At 60.2% G+C, this 13,445-nt stretch carries 20 protein-coding genes; 19 read left to right on the top strand and 1 reads right to left on the bottom strand.

Annotated features, from left to right (window positions below; genetic code table 11):
- The first annotated feature begins 4 nt into the window (after positions 1–4).
- The 19 genes from IEI95_RS18880 (at position 5) to IEI95_RS18790 (ending at position 12,206) form a co-directional block, all read left to right on the top strand.
- Positions 5–562 carry a hypothetical protein gene (locus tag IEI95_RS18880; RefSeq protein WP_194416903.1) on the top strand — a complete coding sequence of 186 codons (558 nt, stop codon included), beginning with the start codon at positions 5–7 and terminating at the stop codon, positions 560–562.
- Positions 559–852 (top strand): hypothetical protein, encoded by a 294-nt coding sequence (locus tag IEI95_RS18875; RefSeq protein WP_194416902.1) that lies wholly within the window; start codon positions 559–561, stop codon positions 850–852. The genes IEI95_RS18880 and IEI95_RS18875 overlap by 4 nt, the downstream gene beginning before the upstream one ends.
- A complete protein-coding gene (locus tag IEI95_RS18870; RefSeq protein ID WP_194416901.1) occupies positions 849–2,132 on the top strand; it encodes a helix-turn-helix domain-containing protein in 1,284 nt (427 codons plus the stop codon). The genes IEI95_RS18875 and IEI95_RS18870 overlap by 4 nt, the downstream gene beginning before the upstream one ends.
- On the top strand, positions 2,119–2,775 hold the full coding sequence (locus tag IEI95_RS18865; RefSeq protein ID WP_194416900.1) for a transcription termination/antitermination NusG family protein: 657 nt from the start codon (positions 2,119–2,121) through the stop codon (positions 2,773–2,775). Before IEI95_RS18870 ends, IEI95_RS18865 begins: the two co-directional genes overlap by 14 nt.
- Positions 2,776–2,982: 207 nt before the next feature.
- Complete coding sequence (locus IEI95_RS18860; RefSeq protein WP_194416899.1) at positions 2,983–3,312, top strand: HNH endonuclease; 330 nt, start codon at positions 2,983–2,985, stop codon at positions 3,310–3,312.
- Positions 3,313–3,445: 133 nt separating this feature from the next.
- Complete coding sequence (locus IEI95_RS18855; protein ID WP_194416898.1) at positions 3,446–3,913, top strand: P27 family phage terminase small subunit; 468 nt, start codon at positions 3,446–3,448, stop codon at positions 3,911–3,913.
- Positions 3,897–5,711: a terminase large subunit gene (locus IEI95_RS18850; protein ID WP_194416897.1), complete on the top strand. Its 1,815-nt coding sequence runs from the start codon at positions 3,897–3,899 to the stop codon at positions 5,709–5,711. Before IEI95_RS18855 ends, IEI95_RS18850 begins: the two co-directional genes overlap by 17 nt.
- Before the next feature lie 12 nt (positions 5,712–5,723).
- The gene (locus IEI95_RS18845) at positions 5,724–7,016 is read left to right on the top strand and encodes a phage portal protein (RefSeq protein WP_194416896.1); all 1,293 of its coding nucleotides are present in this window, start codon (positions 5,724–5,726) and stop codon (positions 7,014–7,016) included.
- Positions 6,991–7,599: an HK97 family phage prohead protease gene (locus tag IEI95_RS18840; protein ID WP_194416895.1), complete on the top strand. Its 609-nt coding sequence runs from the start codon at positions 6,991–6,993 to the stop codon at positions 7,597–7,599. The genes IEI95_RS18845 and IEI95_RS18840 overlap by 26 nt, the downstream gene beginning before the upstream one ends.
- A 50-nt stretch (positions 7,600–7,649) precedes the next feature.
- Positions 7,650–8,921, top strand: a complete 1,272-nt coding sequence (locus tag IEI95_RS18835; RefSeq protein WP_234934238.1) for a phage major capsid protein — start codon at positions 7,650–7,652, stop codon at positions 8,919–8,921.
- A 60-nt stretch (positions 8,922–8,981) separates the two neighbouring features.
- Positions 8,982–9,233, top strand: a complete 252-nt coding sequence (locus IEI95_RS18830) for a hypothetical protein (RefSeq protein ID WP_194416893.1) — start codon at positions 8,982–8,984, stop codon at positions 9,231–9,233.
- A complete protein-coding gene (locus IEI95_RS18825; protein ID WP_194416892.1) occupies positions 9,230–9,778 on the top strand; it encodes a head-tail connector protein in 549 nt (182 codons plus the stop codon). The genes IEI95_RS18830 and IEI95_RS18825 overlap by 4 nt, the downstream gene beginning before the upstream one ends.
- Positions 9,778–9,975, top strand: coding sequence for an aspartate-semialdehyde dehydrogenase (locus tag IEI95_RS18820; protein ID WP_194416891.1), 198 nt, complete (start codon positions 9,778–9,780; stop codon positions 9,973–9,975). Before IEI95_RS18825 ends, IEI95_RS18820 begins: the two co-directional genes overlap by 1 nt.
- Positions 9,950–10,312, top strand: coding sequence for a head-tail adaptor protein (locus IEI95_RS18815; protein WP_194416890.1), 363 nt, complete (start codon positions 9,950–9,952; stop codon positions 10,310–10,312). The genes IEI95_RS18820 and IEI95_RS18815 overlap by 26 nt, the downstream gene beginning before the upstream one ends.
- Positions 10,309–10,770, top strand: coding sequence for an HK97 gp10 family phage protein (locus IEI95_RS18810; protein WP_194416889.1), 462 nt, complete (start codon positions 10,309–10,311; stop codon positions 10,768–10,770). Before IEI95_RS18815 ends, IEI95_RS18810 begins: the two co-directional genes overlap by 4 nt.
- On the top strand, positions 10,767–11,174 hold the full coding sequence (gene gp17 / locus IEI95_RS18805) for a DUF3168 domain-containing protein (RefSeq protein WP_194416888.1): 408 nt from the start codon (positions 10,767–10,769) through the stop codon (positions 11,172–11,174). Before IEI95_RS18810 ends, gp17 begins: the two co-directional genes overlap by 4 nt.
- 26 nt (positions 11,175–11,200) lie before the next feature.
- Positions 11,201–11,644: a phage tail tube protein gene (locus IEI95_RS18800; protein ID WP_015915834.1), complete on the top strand. Its 444-nt coding sequence runs from the start codon at positions 11,201–11,203 to the stop codon at positions 11,642–11,644.
- Positions 11,645–11,661: 17 nt separating this feature from the next.
- A complete protein-coding gene (locus tag IEI95_RS18795) occupies positions 11,662–12,024 on the top strand; it encodes a gene transfer agent family protein (protein WP_234934237.1) in 363 nt (120 codons plus the stop codon).
- Positions 12,021–12,206 carry a hypothetical protein gene (locus tag IEI95_RS18790; protein ID WP_194416886.1) on the top strand — a complete coding sequence of 62 codons (186 nt, stop codon included), beginning with the start codon at positions 12,021–12,023 and terminating at the stop codon, positions 12,204–12,206. Before IEI95_RS18795 ends, IEI95_RS18790 begins: the two co-directional genes overlap by 4 nt.
- A 177-nt stretch (positions 12,207–12,383) precedes the next feature.
- On the opposite strand, the gene rfbA is transcribed toward IEI95_RS18790, so the two are convergent.
- Entirely contained in the window at positions 12,384–13,247 is an 864-nt protein-coding gene (gene rfbA / locus IEI95_RS18785) for a glucose-1-phosphate thymidylyltransferase RfbA (protein ID WP_194416885.1), read from the bottom strand.
- Positions 13,248–13,445 lie beyond the last annotated feature (198 nt).

The following is a 13,445-nucleotide window of genomic DNA, read 5'->3' as shown; positions in this document are numbered from 1 at the left end:
CATCATGCAAGATGTGAACCGCCAACGCGAAGCCTCGACGGTGAACCGGCTCAAGGGGTCGGCAGAGCGTCTGCATGATGATGTTTGGACGCTGGAAGCGGATCGGGGCGGGTTGCGCCTGGTGGTGCATCGGCTGATGGGTGAGCAGGTGCATATTGCCACCATTCATCCGGCCGCCTTGCATGACGAACGTGACCTGATCTGTGGAGCGCTCGATCATTTGCGCCTGTTTCTTCGTCTTGTGGATCGGGCAGCGATTGCCGTGCGCGATCTGCGGGGTGAGCTGGCGACGCACAATAGCCAGCCAGCGGCCCGACAGCACAAGCCGAACCACGCGGCGCAAGCCTCCATTCTGCTGTCCCATGCTGCCTTTCACCGGTTTCTGAGCGAGACCAGCGACGGGTGCGTGGTTGACGACAAAGACACTGCCGACGCGGCTTTGAAGGTCCGCCTCGGCATCACCAGCAAAAAACAGATCAATGAAGATGACCGCGTCAGAGCGGCCTGGCTCTCGCTGTTTGGCGAGTACGAGGCGTGGTTGCGCGGCGGGGGTGAAGCATGACCGAGCTACTTCCAATCGTAGAGCAGCTTTGCGATTGCCAGACGGACGCGGAGCGGGCCGACTGGCTGCTGCGGGTGCCGCAGGGTGTCATTTATCGCGACCATGCTGCCATCTGCATGGTGTTGCGGACGGCCGGATTTCTGGCCGGTGTCAACTATCTCGATGCCGAGTTTGCGGCGATCAATTCCACGCGGAGCGGGCAGGGCTGCTGGCGCGATAGCGTGTTGCTGACCATTGGTGCGGCCAGAGCGGCGATGCTGGACGTGGCGCGCAAAGGCGGTGCGGCATGATAGAGCCTGATCACGGAGCAACGTCGCGGGCATGGTCCTGGCGTCATGCCGTTGCCAAATCTGGCCTGCCGCCGATCACGCGGCTGGTGCTGCATACGCTCGGCCTGAAGATGGATGCCACGGGAGGTTCTTGCTATCCGCCCGTCTCAGAACTGGTCGAGCTATCCGGTCTCGATAAGAAAACAATCCTGAAGCACCTCGACGTTGCCGAACAGGCGGGTTGGATCGAAGTCACCCAGCATGGCTTTCGCGGTCAAAAATGGAAGCGTAACGAATATATCGCCCGCTGGCCGGGACGCGATCTCGCTGGCCATGCTGCTGCCGGTTCTGTCGCAAATGCGCAAGCTGGTGGAGGAGATGCACCACCTTTTGAAGGCGAGGTTTTGCCCGAAGGTGGTGGAGCAGCTCCACCGCCTTGTGCGGAAAAGGTGGTGGAAATGGCGCCCGAAGGTGGTGGAAATGGTTCCACAAAGGTGGTGGAGCAGCTCCACCAAGATAAGATTCTTCCAGCTAACTCTCCAAACAACTCTCCCACCGCAGGCGCGGGGCGGGGGGAATTTTCGAGAGAGGAATTGCGAAAGATCGATCTCGCCTTCAAGCGCTGGTATCCGACTTGGCCGAATTACGACAAGAGCAGCGACACGGCTGCGAGGAAGGCGTGGTTTGGCCTGACGGCTGATCAGCGCGCGGCCTGCATCGAAAAAACTCCGGCCTACGTCCAGTGGATCGGCAAAGGCACGTTCACCTTCGCCGCTGTGTTCCTGCGAGACCGGGCTTGGGAAAAAATGCCTGAGGTTGCTCCAGCGGTCCAAACCCACGCTACCGCCAAGGTTTGCGGCAAGCTCTGGATGGGCAGACGCTTGGAAACGCTGCTTTGCGAGCCGACGGGCCAGTTCGTGTTCACGGCGTTCGATAATCGGCGGCTGGCTTCTGGCGCGATCAGCCGGGAAGCCCTGGTGTGGGAAAAGCGTCGTGAACACGGCTGGCCGCTGGTGAGCCGGATGCGCGACCTTGCCCGCCGCAATGAGCCGTTCGTCACCTCGGTGGACCTGCTGCCGCTGGTTGCCAGCTTCGAGCGGGTCGAAAGCAGCAGTGCGCTGTTTGCGGCCTGGAAGCGCCTGCACGAACGCCGTGGCTGGATGTTTGTCGATGGCCTGCGCGACTGGAACTATTTCCCGCCCATTGACCCGGATCAGCCCGATCTCGACGCGGCGGTCGAGGCGGCACTCGAACACTTCCAAACCAGCTTGAGCGAGGGACGCACCCATGATGCAGCATAACGGGAAACTTCTGGATGGCGTCTCGGATGATGGCTTGTCGAGGCTGGCTTACATCAACGCTATCGAGGCCAAGCGCCAGCGACAGGTTGCCATGGCCCGGCGCGACCGGCCTGAGTTCGACCATTTGGCCCGGTGGGTGGTGGCGAGCTGCAAGAGCGGCATGGAAGAGGCGATCCGCGGTTCGCTCGAACAGCAGGACATCGAGTGCTGGTGCCCCTTCGAGCGGTTGAGATTGCCTCCCAGACGCGGCAAGCAAGCTGTGGATATCCAGCGGGCGCTGTTTCGAGGCTACCTGTTCGTGCAGGTCATTCCCGACAATGAAGCCTTCGTCGGTCTCATGCTTGCATCGAAGCTTCGTGGGCTGATGGGCAAGGATGGCAAGCCCCATCTGATGCCCGAACCATTGATGCGCCAACTGATGCTGTCTGCCAAGAAAGCGGAAAGAAAACATATGGATGGGCGTGACGTTCCACCGATGCCGGATGTGCTGGGCAAGCAGGTGACGATCCGCTCTGGCCCGTTTGCCGACTTCGTGGTGACAGTGCGCAAGGTGCTGTCGAAGCGTGGCCAGGTGGTCGTTGACGTGCCGTTGTTCGGCAGTATGAACGAAATCACGATGGGGATTGACTTCATTTCGGCCTGAGATTATCGCTTGAAACGTGGAGAGGCGAACAGAGCCTTTCCCACCGAGATGACCGGGGCGTATGATGCTCCCAAGGGATTGATGTTCTCCCCCGGCCTCGCTCTGATCCAAGCCAATAGGCGATGCGATTCAGGGCCAGTGCGTAAGCTATGACCAGATGAATGATGACAAGGCGGCCGATGGGTCGCCTTTTTTTGTTTTAAGGATATGGCGACAGATCAGAGATCAGATGAGGCCAAGGGCTGGCGCTCTTGGTACTACACTACGAGGTGGCGAGCCATCCGGGCAATCCAGCTGAAGCGGGAACCCTATTGCCGGATGTGCCGGCAGCAAGGCAAGCTCAAGAAGGGCTTCATCTGCGATCACATTGAACGCCATAGCGGCAATGCGGAGAAGTTCTGGAACGGACCTTTCCAGACCCTGTGCAAGAAGCATCACGACGCGACCAAACAGCGGGAAGAGCATCGTGGTTTCTCGACAGCCATGGGCGCGAATGGCTGGCCCACCGATCCCAGACACCCGGCGAACCGGACCTGACCCCTCGTCCGATGGTCGAGGGCAGGGGGGTGGTTCAGCCTTGAACCCGATCCGCCTCCCGCACCGGCGTTGGTCATTCGTGTGCAGCGAGTGGGAATTGGAGACAAAAAGCCACTCTTGATGAGGTTGCCCAATGAAAGGTCGCAAGCCTACCTCCGAAAATGTCGTGCCCCTCAAAACCGAGGACGGCCAGGGCGCGAACTTCGAGGCGCGGGCGGCGGCCAAGGCGCGGGAGCTTCGGCCTGATGATCTGCCGTTCGATGTGCGCGCCATCTGGGATCGGATCGCGCCGCCGCTGTGTGATCCCCGCAAGAACCGACTGAATGAAATCAACGTTTACATGTTCGAACAGCTCTGCTGGACAATAGCCCGTCATGAGCGGTTGCGGCTCGATGTGCGGGAAGGCGGGGAAACCTATGAGAGCCAAACCCGCAACGGCACCCAGCTAAAGAGCCGCCCGGAAGTCAGCCAGTTGAATGAGACGTGGCGGCAGATCCGGGCGCTGGCGAGTGATTTTGGCATGACGCCTTCCGCCGAACGCAGTTTGCAGGCGACCGGCCAGCTAGGATTTGAGTTCCCGACCGATGATGGATTCGATTGATGTCGAGATCCCGGATGTCAGCTATGACGACGATCCGGTGACCGCCTGGGCGGCGGATGTGGTGCGTGGCGATATCGTTGCCGGTCCCCATGTTCGCAATGCCTGCCGCCGTCACCTGCGCGATCTCATCGACGGCCCGGCCCGGGGCCTGGTCTGGGATCTGGAAACCTCGAACAAGCGGATCAAGTGGTTCGGGTCTAAGCTGCGCCTGAATGGCGGGCAATTCGAGGGGCGGCGGTTTCGGCTGCATCCAAGCCAGGCCTTCCGGGTCGGTTCGCTGTTCGGCTGGAAATGGGCCTATACCGGCTTGCGTCGGTTCCGGCGCTTCTATGACGAAGAGGGCAAGGGCAACGGCAAATCGCCATTGCTGGCCGGGATCGGCATCTGCATGATGGTGGCCGATGGCGAACCCCGTGCCGAGATCTATGCGGCGGCGGCCAAGAAAGACCAGGCGCAGGTGCTGTTTCGGGATGCGGTTGCTATGCGCGACCAGTCGCCAGAACTATCGCAACGGATCACGACATCCGGCGAAAACCCGGTCTGGCAGCTCACTTACATTAGCAAGGGTGGCGATAAGCGGTTCTTCAAGCCGATCTCGGCGGATAAGGCGCAATCGGGTCCGCGACCGTCCTGTGCGCTGTGCGATGAGGTGCATGAACATCCCAACCGCGATGTGATCGAAATGCTGGAGCGCGGTTTTAAATTCCGCAAACAGCCGTTGCTGGTGATGGCAACCAATTCCGGGTCTGACCGGAAATCGATCTGCTGGGAAGAGCACCAACATGCCGTCAACGTCGCGGCCGGGATCGTCCAGGATGACACGACATTCGCTTTTGTCTGTTCCTTGGACGAAGGCGACGATTGGGAAAACGATCCGTCCTGCTGGGTGAAGGCAAACCCGCTGCTCGATGTGACGATCACCACGGATTATCTGCATGGGGTCGTTGACCAGGCGCGGATGATGCCCGGCAAACGAAACGGCATTGCCCGGCTGCACTTTTGCGAATGGACGCAATCGGTCAATGCGGCAATCAAGCGTGAGGCCTGGATGGCCTGCCAGAAGGATCTCGATCTCGACTGGCTGATCAGCGAAGGTTTTCCGTGCTATGGCGGCCTCGACCTGTCGCGCACCCGGGACTTTACCGCGCTGACCCTGATCTGGGTTCTCGACAGCACCAAGGATGCCGAACGGTTTGCGTCAAAGACATGGTTCTGGACCCCGGCCGATACGCTGGAGGATCGGGCCAATACCGACCAGGCCCCCTATGACCTCTGGCGCGACCAGGGCTTTATCGAGGCGGTACCCGGCCAGCGGCTCAAATATCCCTGGCTGGCAGAAGCCTTGGCCGAGATTTGCGCGAAGTTCGAACCGATGGAAATCGGCGCCGACCAGTACGGTCTGGAGCAATTGTCCGAGCATTTGGAGGATCAGGGTGTTTCCCTACCGCTGACCACCCACCCGCAGGGCTTCCAGCGCCGGGTGCTGGAGCGCGATCCTGACGCACCGGATGGTGAGCAGGATATCTATCTCTGGATGCCGCATAGCATCAACAAACTCGAGAACGCGCTCTATGAGACGCGCATCGAGATCGACCCGAACCCGATGCTGGACAGTTGTGCGGCCAGCACCGTCTTTGCAGAAAACCGCACCGGCCATCGGATGTTCGACAAGGAACATGCCTTTGGCCGCATCGACGGCATGGTGTCTTTGGCCATGTCGATGGGCATGGCGATGTGCCGTGTTCGTGCCTCCCAGGCATCCCCATGGGATGACCCGGATTATTCCATAAATCAATAAAGGGGTGGCCTGATGGCATCCAAGAAGGGCAAGGCCGAGCGGCGTTCGACGTCGCTCGAAAGCGAAACCGTGCCGGTCAGCGCCACCAATTTTATGGAGTTCTTCGGGCTTGGCGGTGGCGCGCTGCCCACGGTCAATATCGAAACGGCGCTGAAAGTGCCGGCCGTGCAGGCGGCGGTGTCGTTTCTGTCGCGGACCCTCGCAACACTTCCGCTCTATGTCTACCGGACGGGCGAACGGGGACCGGTGCGGCTCGGCGGCAAGCTGGCTGTCGTTCTGGAAGAAAACCCGAACGACGAAATGGACACCTCGAAGTTCCGGCGCTTCTTCTGGGAACAGGTGTTTACCGGTGGGCGGGGGCTGGCCTGGATCGAGCGCAAGGGTGCTGGCATCGAGGCGCTCTGGCCAATTGATCCCGGCAGTTGTTCGATCAGGAGGCGCGGCGGGCGGCTGTTCTACAGTTTCGACGGCAGGGAATATCCAGCCACCGACGTGATCGACATCCCCTATATGCTGAAGCGCAATCTGGTCCAGCATCGCGGCCCGATTGCCATGGCGGAAAAGGCCATCCAGCTGGCGCTCGCCATGAACGACTATGCCTCGAACTTCTTTGCCGGCGGCGGCGTTCCGCCCTTGGCGCTGGAAGGTCCGATGCCCGCCAATGACAAGGCTATGCAGCGGGCGCGAGAAGACATCAAGCGGGCGGTGAAAGCGGCGCGGGACGATCAGCTGCCGCTGATCCAGTTGCCGGTTGGCTACAAACTCACCCAAGTGGGTTACGACCCGGCCAAGGGGCAGATGACCGAAGCCCGGCTGTATCAAGTGCAGGAAATTGCTCGCGCCTATCAGATCCCGCCGAACTTTCTTCAGGACTTGAGCCGGGCAACCTTCTCCAATGTCGAGCAGAACGACCTCTATCTGGTCAAGCATCTGGTCAGCCAATGGGCGACGGCGCTCGAAGGGGAAATGAACCTGAAGATTTTTGGGCGGATGAACACCCGCCGTTATGTCCGTCACAACCTCGACGGCCTGATGCGCGGTGACTTCAAAAGCCGCCTGGAGGCCTTGGCAACCGGCGTCAACTCGGCGCTGCTGACCCCGAACGAAGGCCGGGAGATTGAAGGCCGTCCGCGCGATCCGAACCCGGCTGCAGACCAGCTCTACATCCAGGGCGCAACCGTTGCCATCGGCACCAGTGCCAACGGCACAAACGCGATGGGCGAGAATGGCGACCCGCCGCTCAATGATCCCGCAGCAGACACAGAAAGGCAGGTGACCGATGACACCGAAACCGAAGCCGGGTGAGCGTGAGCGCCGCTCGTTGGTGCTGCCGGTGGAAGCCCGGGGCGATGGCGAGCGAATGACGGTGGCCGGCTATGCCGCTAATTTTGGTGACGTCAGCACCATCGCCGGGGTGTTCGAAGAGACGATTGCACCCGGTGCTTTTGCCCGGTCGCTGCGGTCTGATGATATCCGCGCCTTCTATGACCATGACACGGCCCATGTCCTGGGTCGCAACCGGGCGGGAACGCTGCGGCTGTCGGAGGATGCCAAGGGCCTGGCTGTCGAAATCGATCTTCCCGATACGACGGTCGGACGCGATGTCCGAACGCTGATTGCCCGGGGCGACGTGTCAGGCATGTCGTTTGGCTTCGAGGCGGTTGGCGAGGAATGGGATTTTTCCAGATCCATGCCGCGCCGGACGCTGACCGATCTCAATCTGTTCGAAGTCTCCATCGTCTCTATCCCGGCCTATGCCGGCACCTCGATTGCGCTGCGGTCGCTTGAACACGCCCGTGGCGACACCCGTTCTCATCACACCCGGTCTCATGGGCTGGCCACGCGCCTTCGCCTGAAAATAGGCCTCGACCTGACGCGGTGCTCGTAAGACCCGCGTCCCCACCATCCCACTCTCCCCCCACACTCAGGAGCATGACCATGTCGCAAAGACTGAAAGAATTGCGCGAAAAGCAGGCGCGCCTTGTCACCGAGGCCCGCGAACGGCTGGAGGCGATCACGCCTGACACCGATGAGGTTCGGTCCAAGGAACTGGAAAGCGCCCATGATACGGCGATGGCCGAATATGATCGGCTGCAAGGGCTTCTCGACCGCGAGGAAAAGCTGATCGAGCTGGAAAAGCGCGATGAAGAGCGCCGCGCCAAACAGCGTCCGCTGCGCGATACCCCGGAAATGCGCGGCGACGATCTGCCCCAGGGTGGCAAGGTCGAATATCGCAGCGTGTTTGCCAAGGTGGTCTGCGGTGTCAATCCGTCCGACCTGACCAAGGAAGAGCGCGCGGTTCTTCAGCGCGGCGTTGCCTCGTTTGAGACCCGCGATCAGGTGACAACCAGTGCCATTGCCGGTGGCTATACCGTGCCGGTCGAGCTGGAAGCCACGATCATCCAGGCGATGAAAGCCTGGGGCCCGCTCTATGACGAAAACATCTGCACTGTCATCACCACGTCGAAGGGCAATGAAATGCTGGTGCCGACCGTTGACGATACCGACAATGAGGCCGACCCCCTGGCCGAGGCGGCTGATCTCCTGGAAGACGGCAGCGGCGATGTCGAGTTCGGGCAAAAGGTGCTGAACGCCTATGTTTATGCCACGCCGTTCATCAAGTGGTCCTTCGAGCTGGACGCGGATTCGCTGTTCAACATGGAGTCCTTGCTCGGGGGCATGATCGGCGAGCGCCTCGGCCGGATCGGCAATCGCAAGCTGACATCGGGAACCGGCCAGAACCAGCCAAATGGTGTGGTGAATGCGGCTGGCCTCGGCGTCACCACGGCTGCCAAGGATGCCTTCACCTTCGACGATATCCTTGAACTGGAGCATTCCATTGACCCGGCGTATCGTGGCTCGCCCAAATGCCGCTACATGTTCCATGACAAGTTCCTGCTGGCCACCCGCAAACTGAAGGATGGCAACGGCAATTACCTTTGGCAGCAGGGCGATGTGCAGAAGGGAACGCCGGCCAGCTTCAACGGTCGCGCCTATTCAATCAATCAGCACATGGATGAAGTGACGGCCGACAAGCGCATCGCGCTGTTTGGTGACTTCTCCAAATATTATGTCCGCAAGGTCGGATCGCCCGTGATCGGCGTGCTGCGCGAACGCTTCTGGCCGAAGGTTGGTATTGCCGGCCTGATCCGCTTCGACGGCGAGCTGGGCGACGCCAAGGCCATCAAGGCCATGAAGACGGCGGCCTGATCGCGCCTGGTCACGGTCGGCGCAAACAGCGCCGGCCGGTTTCCTGATTGGAGAACAGCCATGAAAATCAAAATGCTGACCGGTGCTGTCGGGGCCGACTTTGTTCTGAACAGAGGTGAAGTGACCGACCGTTACGAGATCCCGGAAGCGCGCCGGCTGGTCGAAGCTGGCCTTGCTGAGTTTGTCGTTGATCCCGAGGGCGATGAGCTTGGCAAATTGCGCGCCGAACTGATGATGCTGCGCAACCGTCATGCCGCGACGGTGGCTGCTCTTGCAGCGGCGACCAAGCCGGCGCAAGGCGGTGGCACATGAGCTGGTATGCCGCGACAGTCACGGCGAAAGCGACCGATCTGCCGGTCACGGTCGCGACCGTCAAAGAGCGCTGCGGCATCGATACCGCCCATGATGACGCCATACTACAAATGATGATCGAGGAAGTCGTCTCGGTCATCGAGCAGACTTGCAATCTGTCGGTCTCCCCGAAAACCCTGGTGGCACAATGCGATAGCTGGGCCGATCTGGAGCGCCTGCCGGATGGACCGGTGAAACCTGGAAGTAAGCCCATCATCACCTATACATCACCGGATGGTGGGGAAGTTGTCCTCGATCCCGCGCTGTATCGGCTCAAATCCGATGGGCTGACGCTCGGCCTGGTTCCTATCCGATCCTGGCCGCAGGCGCATCGGGGAGCGCCTGTGACCGTCACCTATGAGGTCGGGTTTGTCGAGCTGCCTTTTGATCTTCGTCTCGGCATCATCATGCGCGTGGCTGAGATTTACGGCAAGCCGGAAAGCAGCGCGGCGGATGTGGTGACCGACTTCGACCGGCTGCTGGTCAATTGGCGGCGGGGGGCGTGATGCGGGTGCGGTTCCTGGACGATTTTGACTTCAAACCGATCCGCGCCACCACGATTGCCTACCGCGCCGGCATGGAAGTGACGGTGTTGAAACGCTGCGGCGAACGGGCCGTGGCGGCCGGGAAGGCGGTCGAGCTGCCCAAGCCGCCGCGCGAAAGTGCAGGAGGGTCCGATGGCGAGCAAGAGATCGACGGGTGACCTGAAGCGCTTGATTGTCTTCGAGCAGCGCGAAGAGATCGACCGGGGCGATGGTGTCACCGTCGCATCATGGGTTGAGCGCTATCGTTGCCGTGCGGGTTTTGTCCATCTTCGTGGTGGCGAGACTGTGATGGCGGATCGGCTGCAAGGCGAGCATTCGCAGGTGATTTTTGTGCGCGATTGCATTGAGGCGCGGGACGTCGAAACCGACTGGCGCATTCGTGACCTCGATACAGAGCGCCTCTTTAATATCCGAGACGTGACTGCCGGCGAATGGACCGACAGCGACCGACGCTGGATCGACTTCCTCTGCCAGAGCGGCGGGGTGGCTGGATGAGCAACCTCCTCAATCTTGCCAAACTGGACCGGAAAATCAAGCGCCTGCCAGACCTAGCCAAGGCCGAAATCAAAGCCGGTATGGAAGCGGCGGCCGATGGCGTCGTTGCCATGATGAAGAACCTGGTCGCGGTCGAAGACGGCACGCTTCGCGACAGCATCGGCTGGACCTGGGGCAAGGTGCCGAAAGGGGCGGGGATTGTCGCCGCGGTCAAATCGCAGATGGGCAATGATCTCTCCATCACCATCTATGCCGGCAGCACCGAGGCCTATTATGCCCGCTGGGTGGAATACGGCACGGCACCCCACAAGAACGGCGGCATGTATGCCGGATCAGAAAACCCCGGCACCAGGGCGCGGCCGTTCTTCTATGTGTCCTGGCGGGCCAGCAAAAAGTCAGCCAAACGAACGGTGCGCAAAGCTGTCCGCACCGCAGCACGAAAGGTGGCGGCCTCATGAGCGAAGATGCAGCACACGAATTGCAGGTGGCGATTGTCACCTGCCTGAAAGCCGATGCTGATGTGACGGCCATTATTGCCGGTCGCGTCTATGACCGGGTGCCGCAGGGCGTGAGCCTGCCTTATGTGTCTTTCGGCCCAACCCAGGAATTACCCGAAAATGCCGATGGGCTGGACCTGTCCGACCTGTTCATCCAGTTGAGCGTCTGGTCGGACGATCCTGGCTATGCCGAGGGGCGGCGGATTGCCAGGGCAATCGTCGCGGCGCTGTCCGGTGATATGCTGTCCCTCAATGACAATGCGCTTGTCTATCTCGAACTGGATAGCCGACGCGATCTGCGCGACCCGGATGGATTGACCACGCATATTGCGCTGACCTTCCGCGCCGCTATCGAAAATCACTGACACTTTTCCAAAATCAGGAGGCCATCATGGCACAAGCAACCACCATGCGTGGCGGGAAGATCCGTGTTCTGCTCGGAAATTCCGCCACCCCTATCGTCTATTCCGCCCCTTGCGGCTTTACCCAGCGGTCGGTGTCTCTCGACAAGGGCCTGGAGGAAAGCTCCATCCCTGACTGCGATGATCCCGATACCGTCGATTGGATTGGCCGTGATGCCTCGTCGCTCTCTATGTCGATTTCCGGAGAAGGTGTTCTGGCGCAGGAAAGCGTTGAGACCTGGCTCGATGCCTGGGAAGACATCGACAGCATTCCGGTCAAGGTCGAATGGGAGTTCCCGGCCAAGACCATCACCTGGACTGGCCGCATGCATGTCGAGAAGTTCGAAGGTGCTGGCGACAACGGCAAGCGCGCCACGGCCAGCATCTCGATGCAGAGTGACGGCAAGATGACCCGCGTGGTCACCCCGAAATGAGAAACGCGGAACTGACAATGCCTTGGGCGGATGGTGATTACATCTTCCGCCTCGGCTGGGGGGAGCTGGAAGGATTGCAGGAAGCCTGCGATGCCGGGCCGTATGTGATCCTCGACCGGCTCCAGACCAGCACCTGGCGCGTGGGCGATATCTCCCATGTGATCCGCTTCGGGCTGATCGGCGGTGGCAAGACCCCGGTCGAGGCGCTTACTCTGGTGCGCAAATGGGTTGAGGCCCGCCCGCCCGCTGAAAATCTGCTGTTTGCCCAGGCGATCCTGACAGCCGGCATTGTCGGCGCACCGGATGAAAAACCGGGGGAGGCCGACGCGGCAAATCAAAAGGGGGCAATGCCCTCGACGACCTTCCCAACGGAAAGTTGAGGTTTGCCGCCATCTACGGCAATGGCGCGGCCATGGGGTTTGCCCCGCAATCCGTCCGCGCCATGTCCATGTTCCAGTTCTTCGCGGCGGTCGACGGCTGGATGAAGGCGAATGTCCCAGAAGAGGAAACTGCGCTGTCGGAGAGGGAACGGGAGGAGCTGTGGGAGTTTATTGGCGGTTGATCGGGGTGGTGTGTTGTCGAGCAAAGATCGAATGTTACGGCACAATGATACTGAATCATTTTTGTCCGCTATTTGGGGCCCGACATCGAAATTACGTAGCATATATAAACCAATACAGCGCCCCACACGGTTTCGTGCACGGCGCTGTAACGCAGATGCGCGTGTTAATCGAAAGCGTCAGAGCACTTTTTTCAGCAGGTATTGGCCGTAAGAACTCTTGCCATATTGCAGCCCGAGCTTCTCCAATTGGGCTGCATCGATAAAGCCAAGCCGATAGGCGATCTCTTCCGGGCAGGAAATCTTGAAGCCCTGGCGGCGCTCCAGCGTGGCGACGAATTCGGAGGCATCCAGCAGGCTATCTGGCGTGCCGGTGTCGAGCCAGGCATAGCCACGGCCCATCTTCACCACGTTCAGCCGACCGCGTTCTAGATACACGCGGTTGACGTCGGTGATTTCCAGCTCGCCACGCGCCGATGGCTTCAGGTTTGCAGCGATATCAACGGCATCCTTGTCGTAGAAATAAAGCCCGGTCACGGCCCAGCTCGAGCGCGGCGCCTGCGGCTTTTCCTCGATGGAGATGGCCTTCAAATCCTCGTCGAATTCGACGACGCCGTACCGCTCGGGATCATTGACGTGATAGGCAAATACGGTTGCCCCGTCATTGCCGGCAACTGCACTTCTGAACAGGTCGTTGACACCATGGCCATAGAAAATATTGTCCCCGAGGATCAAGCAGGACGGATTAGAGCCGACGAAATCCGCGCCGATAATATAGGCCTGAGCAAGACCGTCCGGTGACGGCTGCTCGGCATAGGTCAAGGAAATTCCCCACTTCGATCCGTCACCCAACAGGCTCTGGAAATTCGGCAGGTCCTTCGGCGTCGAGATGATCAGGATGTCGCGGATGCCGGCCAGCATCAGTGTCGACAGCGGATAGTAGATCATCGGCTTGTCATATACCGGCATGAGCTGCTTGGAGGTAACAAGCGTCATGGGATGCAGGCGGGTGCCGCTGCCACCGGCTAGAATGATACCCTTCATGTATAAAACTCCTGACACGTCATTTGTGTTTATCTGTCATGCATTGACCGAAAGAGCCCCTGCTTTCCGACAAACATGCGTTTTCGGCGCGCAACGCGGGGTTCGGTCGTGGCGGTATTGCCAAGATCGAGTGCCGGACGGCCCAGCGCAATCAGCTCGATATACTGATGGTCCGATGGCCTTTCGACAGCGACTGCA

This window comes from Agrobacterium vitis, assembly GCF_014926405.1.
In the GTDB taxonomy this organism is placed as follows: Bacteria; Pseudomonadota; Alphaproteobacteria; order Rhizobiales; family Rhizobiaceae; genus Allorhizobium; species Allorhizobium vitis_H.
Note: the sequence above shows the minus strand (reverse complement) of the source record. Positions and strands in the feature narration are given on the sequence as shown.

What these genes read in the sequence shown, in the direction of transcription:
- IEI95_RS18820 (WP_194416891.1), top strand. Translation starts at nt 9,778, where the DNA reads ATGCGGGTGCGGTTCCTGGACGATTTTGACTTCAAACCGATCCGCGCC.
- IEI95_RS18795 (WP_234934237.1), top strand. Translation starts at nt 11,662, where the DNA reads ATGCCTTGGGCGGATGGTGATTACATCTTCCGCCTCGGCTGGGGGGAG.
- IEI95_RS18845 (WP_194416896.1), top strand. Translation starts at nt 5,724, where the DNA reads ATGGCATCCAAGAAGGGCAAGGCCGAGCGGCGTTCGACGTCGCTCGAA.
- IEI95_RS18840 (WP_194416895.1), top strand. Translation starts at nt 6,991, where the DNA reads ATGACACCGAAACCGAAGCCGGGTGAGCGTGAGCGCCGCTCGTTGGTG.
- IEI95_RS18860 (WP_194416899.1), top strand. Translation starts at nt 2,983, where the DNA reads ATGGCGACAGATCAGAGATCAGATGAGGCCAAGGGCTGGCGCTCTTGG.
- gp17 (WP_194416888.1), top strand. Translation starts at nt 10,767, where the DNA reads ATGAGCGAAGATGCAGCACACGAATTGCAGGTGGCGATTGTCACCTGC.
- IEI95_RS18870 (WP_194416901.1), top strand. Translation starts at nt 849, where the DNA reads ATGATAGAGCCTGATCACGGAGCAACGTCGCGGGCATGGTCCTGGCGT.
- IEI95_RS18880 (WP_194416903.1), top strand. Translation starts at nt 5, where the DNA reads ATGCAAGATGTGAACCGCCAACGCGAAGCCTCGACGGTGAACCGGCTC.
- rfbA (WP_194416885.1), bottom strand. Translation starts at nt 13,247, where the DNA reads ATGAAGGGTATCATTCTAGCCGGTGGCAGCGGCACCCGCCTGCATCCC.
- IEI95_RS18830 (WP_194416893.1), top strand. Translation starts at nt 8,982, where the DNA reads ATGAAAATCAAAATGCTGACCGGTGCTGTCGGGGCCGACTTTGTTCTG.
- IEI95_RS18810 (WP_194416889.1), top strand. Translation starts at nt 10,309, where the DNA reads ATGAGCAACCTCCTCAATCTTGCCAAACTGGACCGGAAAATCAAGCGC.
- IEI95_RS18800 (WP_015915834.1), top strand. Translation starts at nt 11,201, where the DNA reads ATGGCACAAGCAACCACCATGCGTGGCGGGAAGATCCGTGTTCTGCTC.
- IEI95_RS18855 (WP_194416898.1), top strand. Translation starts at nt 3,446, where the DNA reads ATGAAAGGTCGCAAGCCTACCTCCGAAAATGTCGTGCCCCTCAAAACC.
- IEI95_RS18825 (WP_194416892.1), top strand. Translation starts at nt 9,230, where the DNA reads ATGAGCTGGTATGCCGCGACAGTCACGGCGAAAGCGACCGATCTGCCG.
- IEI95_RS18815 (WP_194416890.1), top strand. Translation starts at nt 9,950, where the DNA reads ATGGCGAGCAAGAGATCGACGGGTGACCTGAAGCGCTTGATTGTCTTC.
- IEI95_RS18875 (WP_194416902.1), top strand. Translation starts at nt 559, where the DNA reads ATGACCGAGCTACTTCCAATCGTAGAGCAGCTTTGCGATTGCCAGACG.
- IEI95_RS18850 (WP_194416897.1), top strand. Translation starts at nt 3,897, where the DNA reads ATGATGGATTCGATTGATGTCGAGATCCCGGATGTCAGCTATGACGAC.
- IEI95_RS18835 (WP_234934238.1), top strand. Translation starts at nt 7,650, where the DNA reads ATGTCGCAAAGACTGAAAGAATTGCGCGAAAAGCAGGCGCGCCTTGTC.
- IEI95_RS18865 (WP_194416900.1), top strand. Translation starts at nt 2,119, where the DNA reads ATGATGCAGCATAACGGGAAACTTCTGGATGGCGTCTCGGATGATGGC.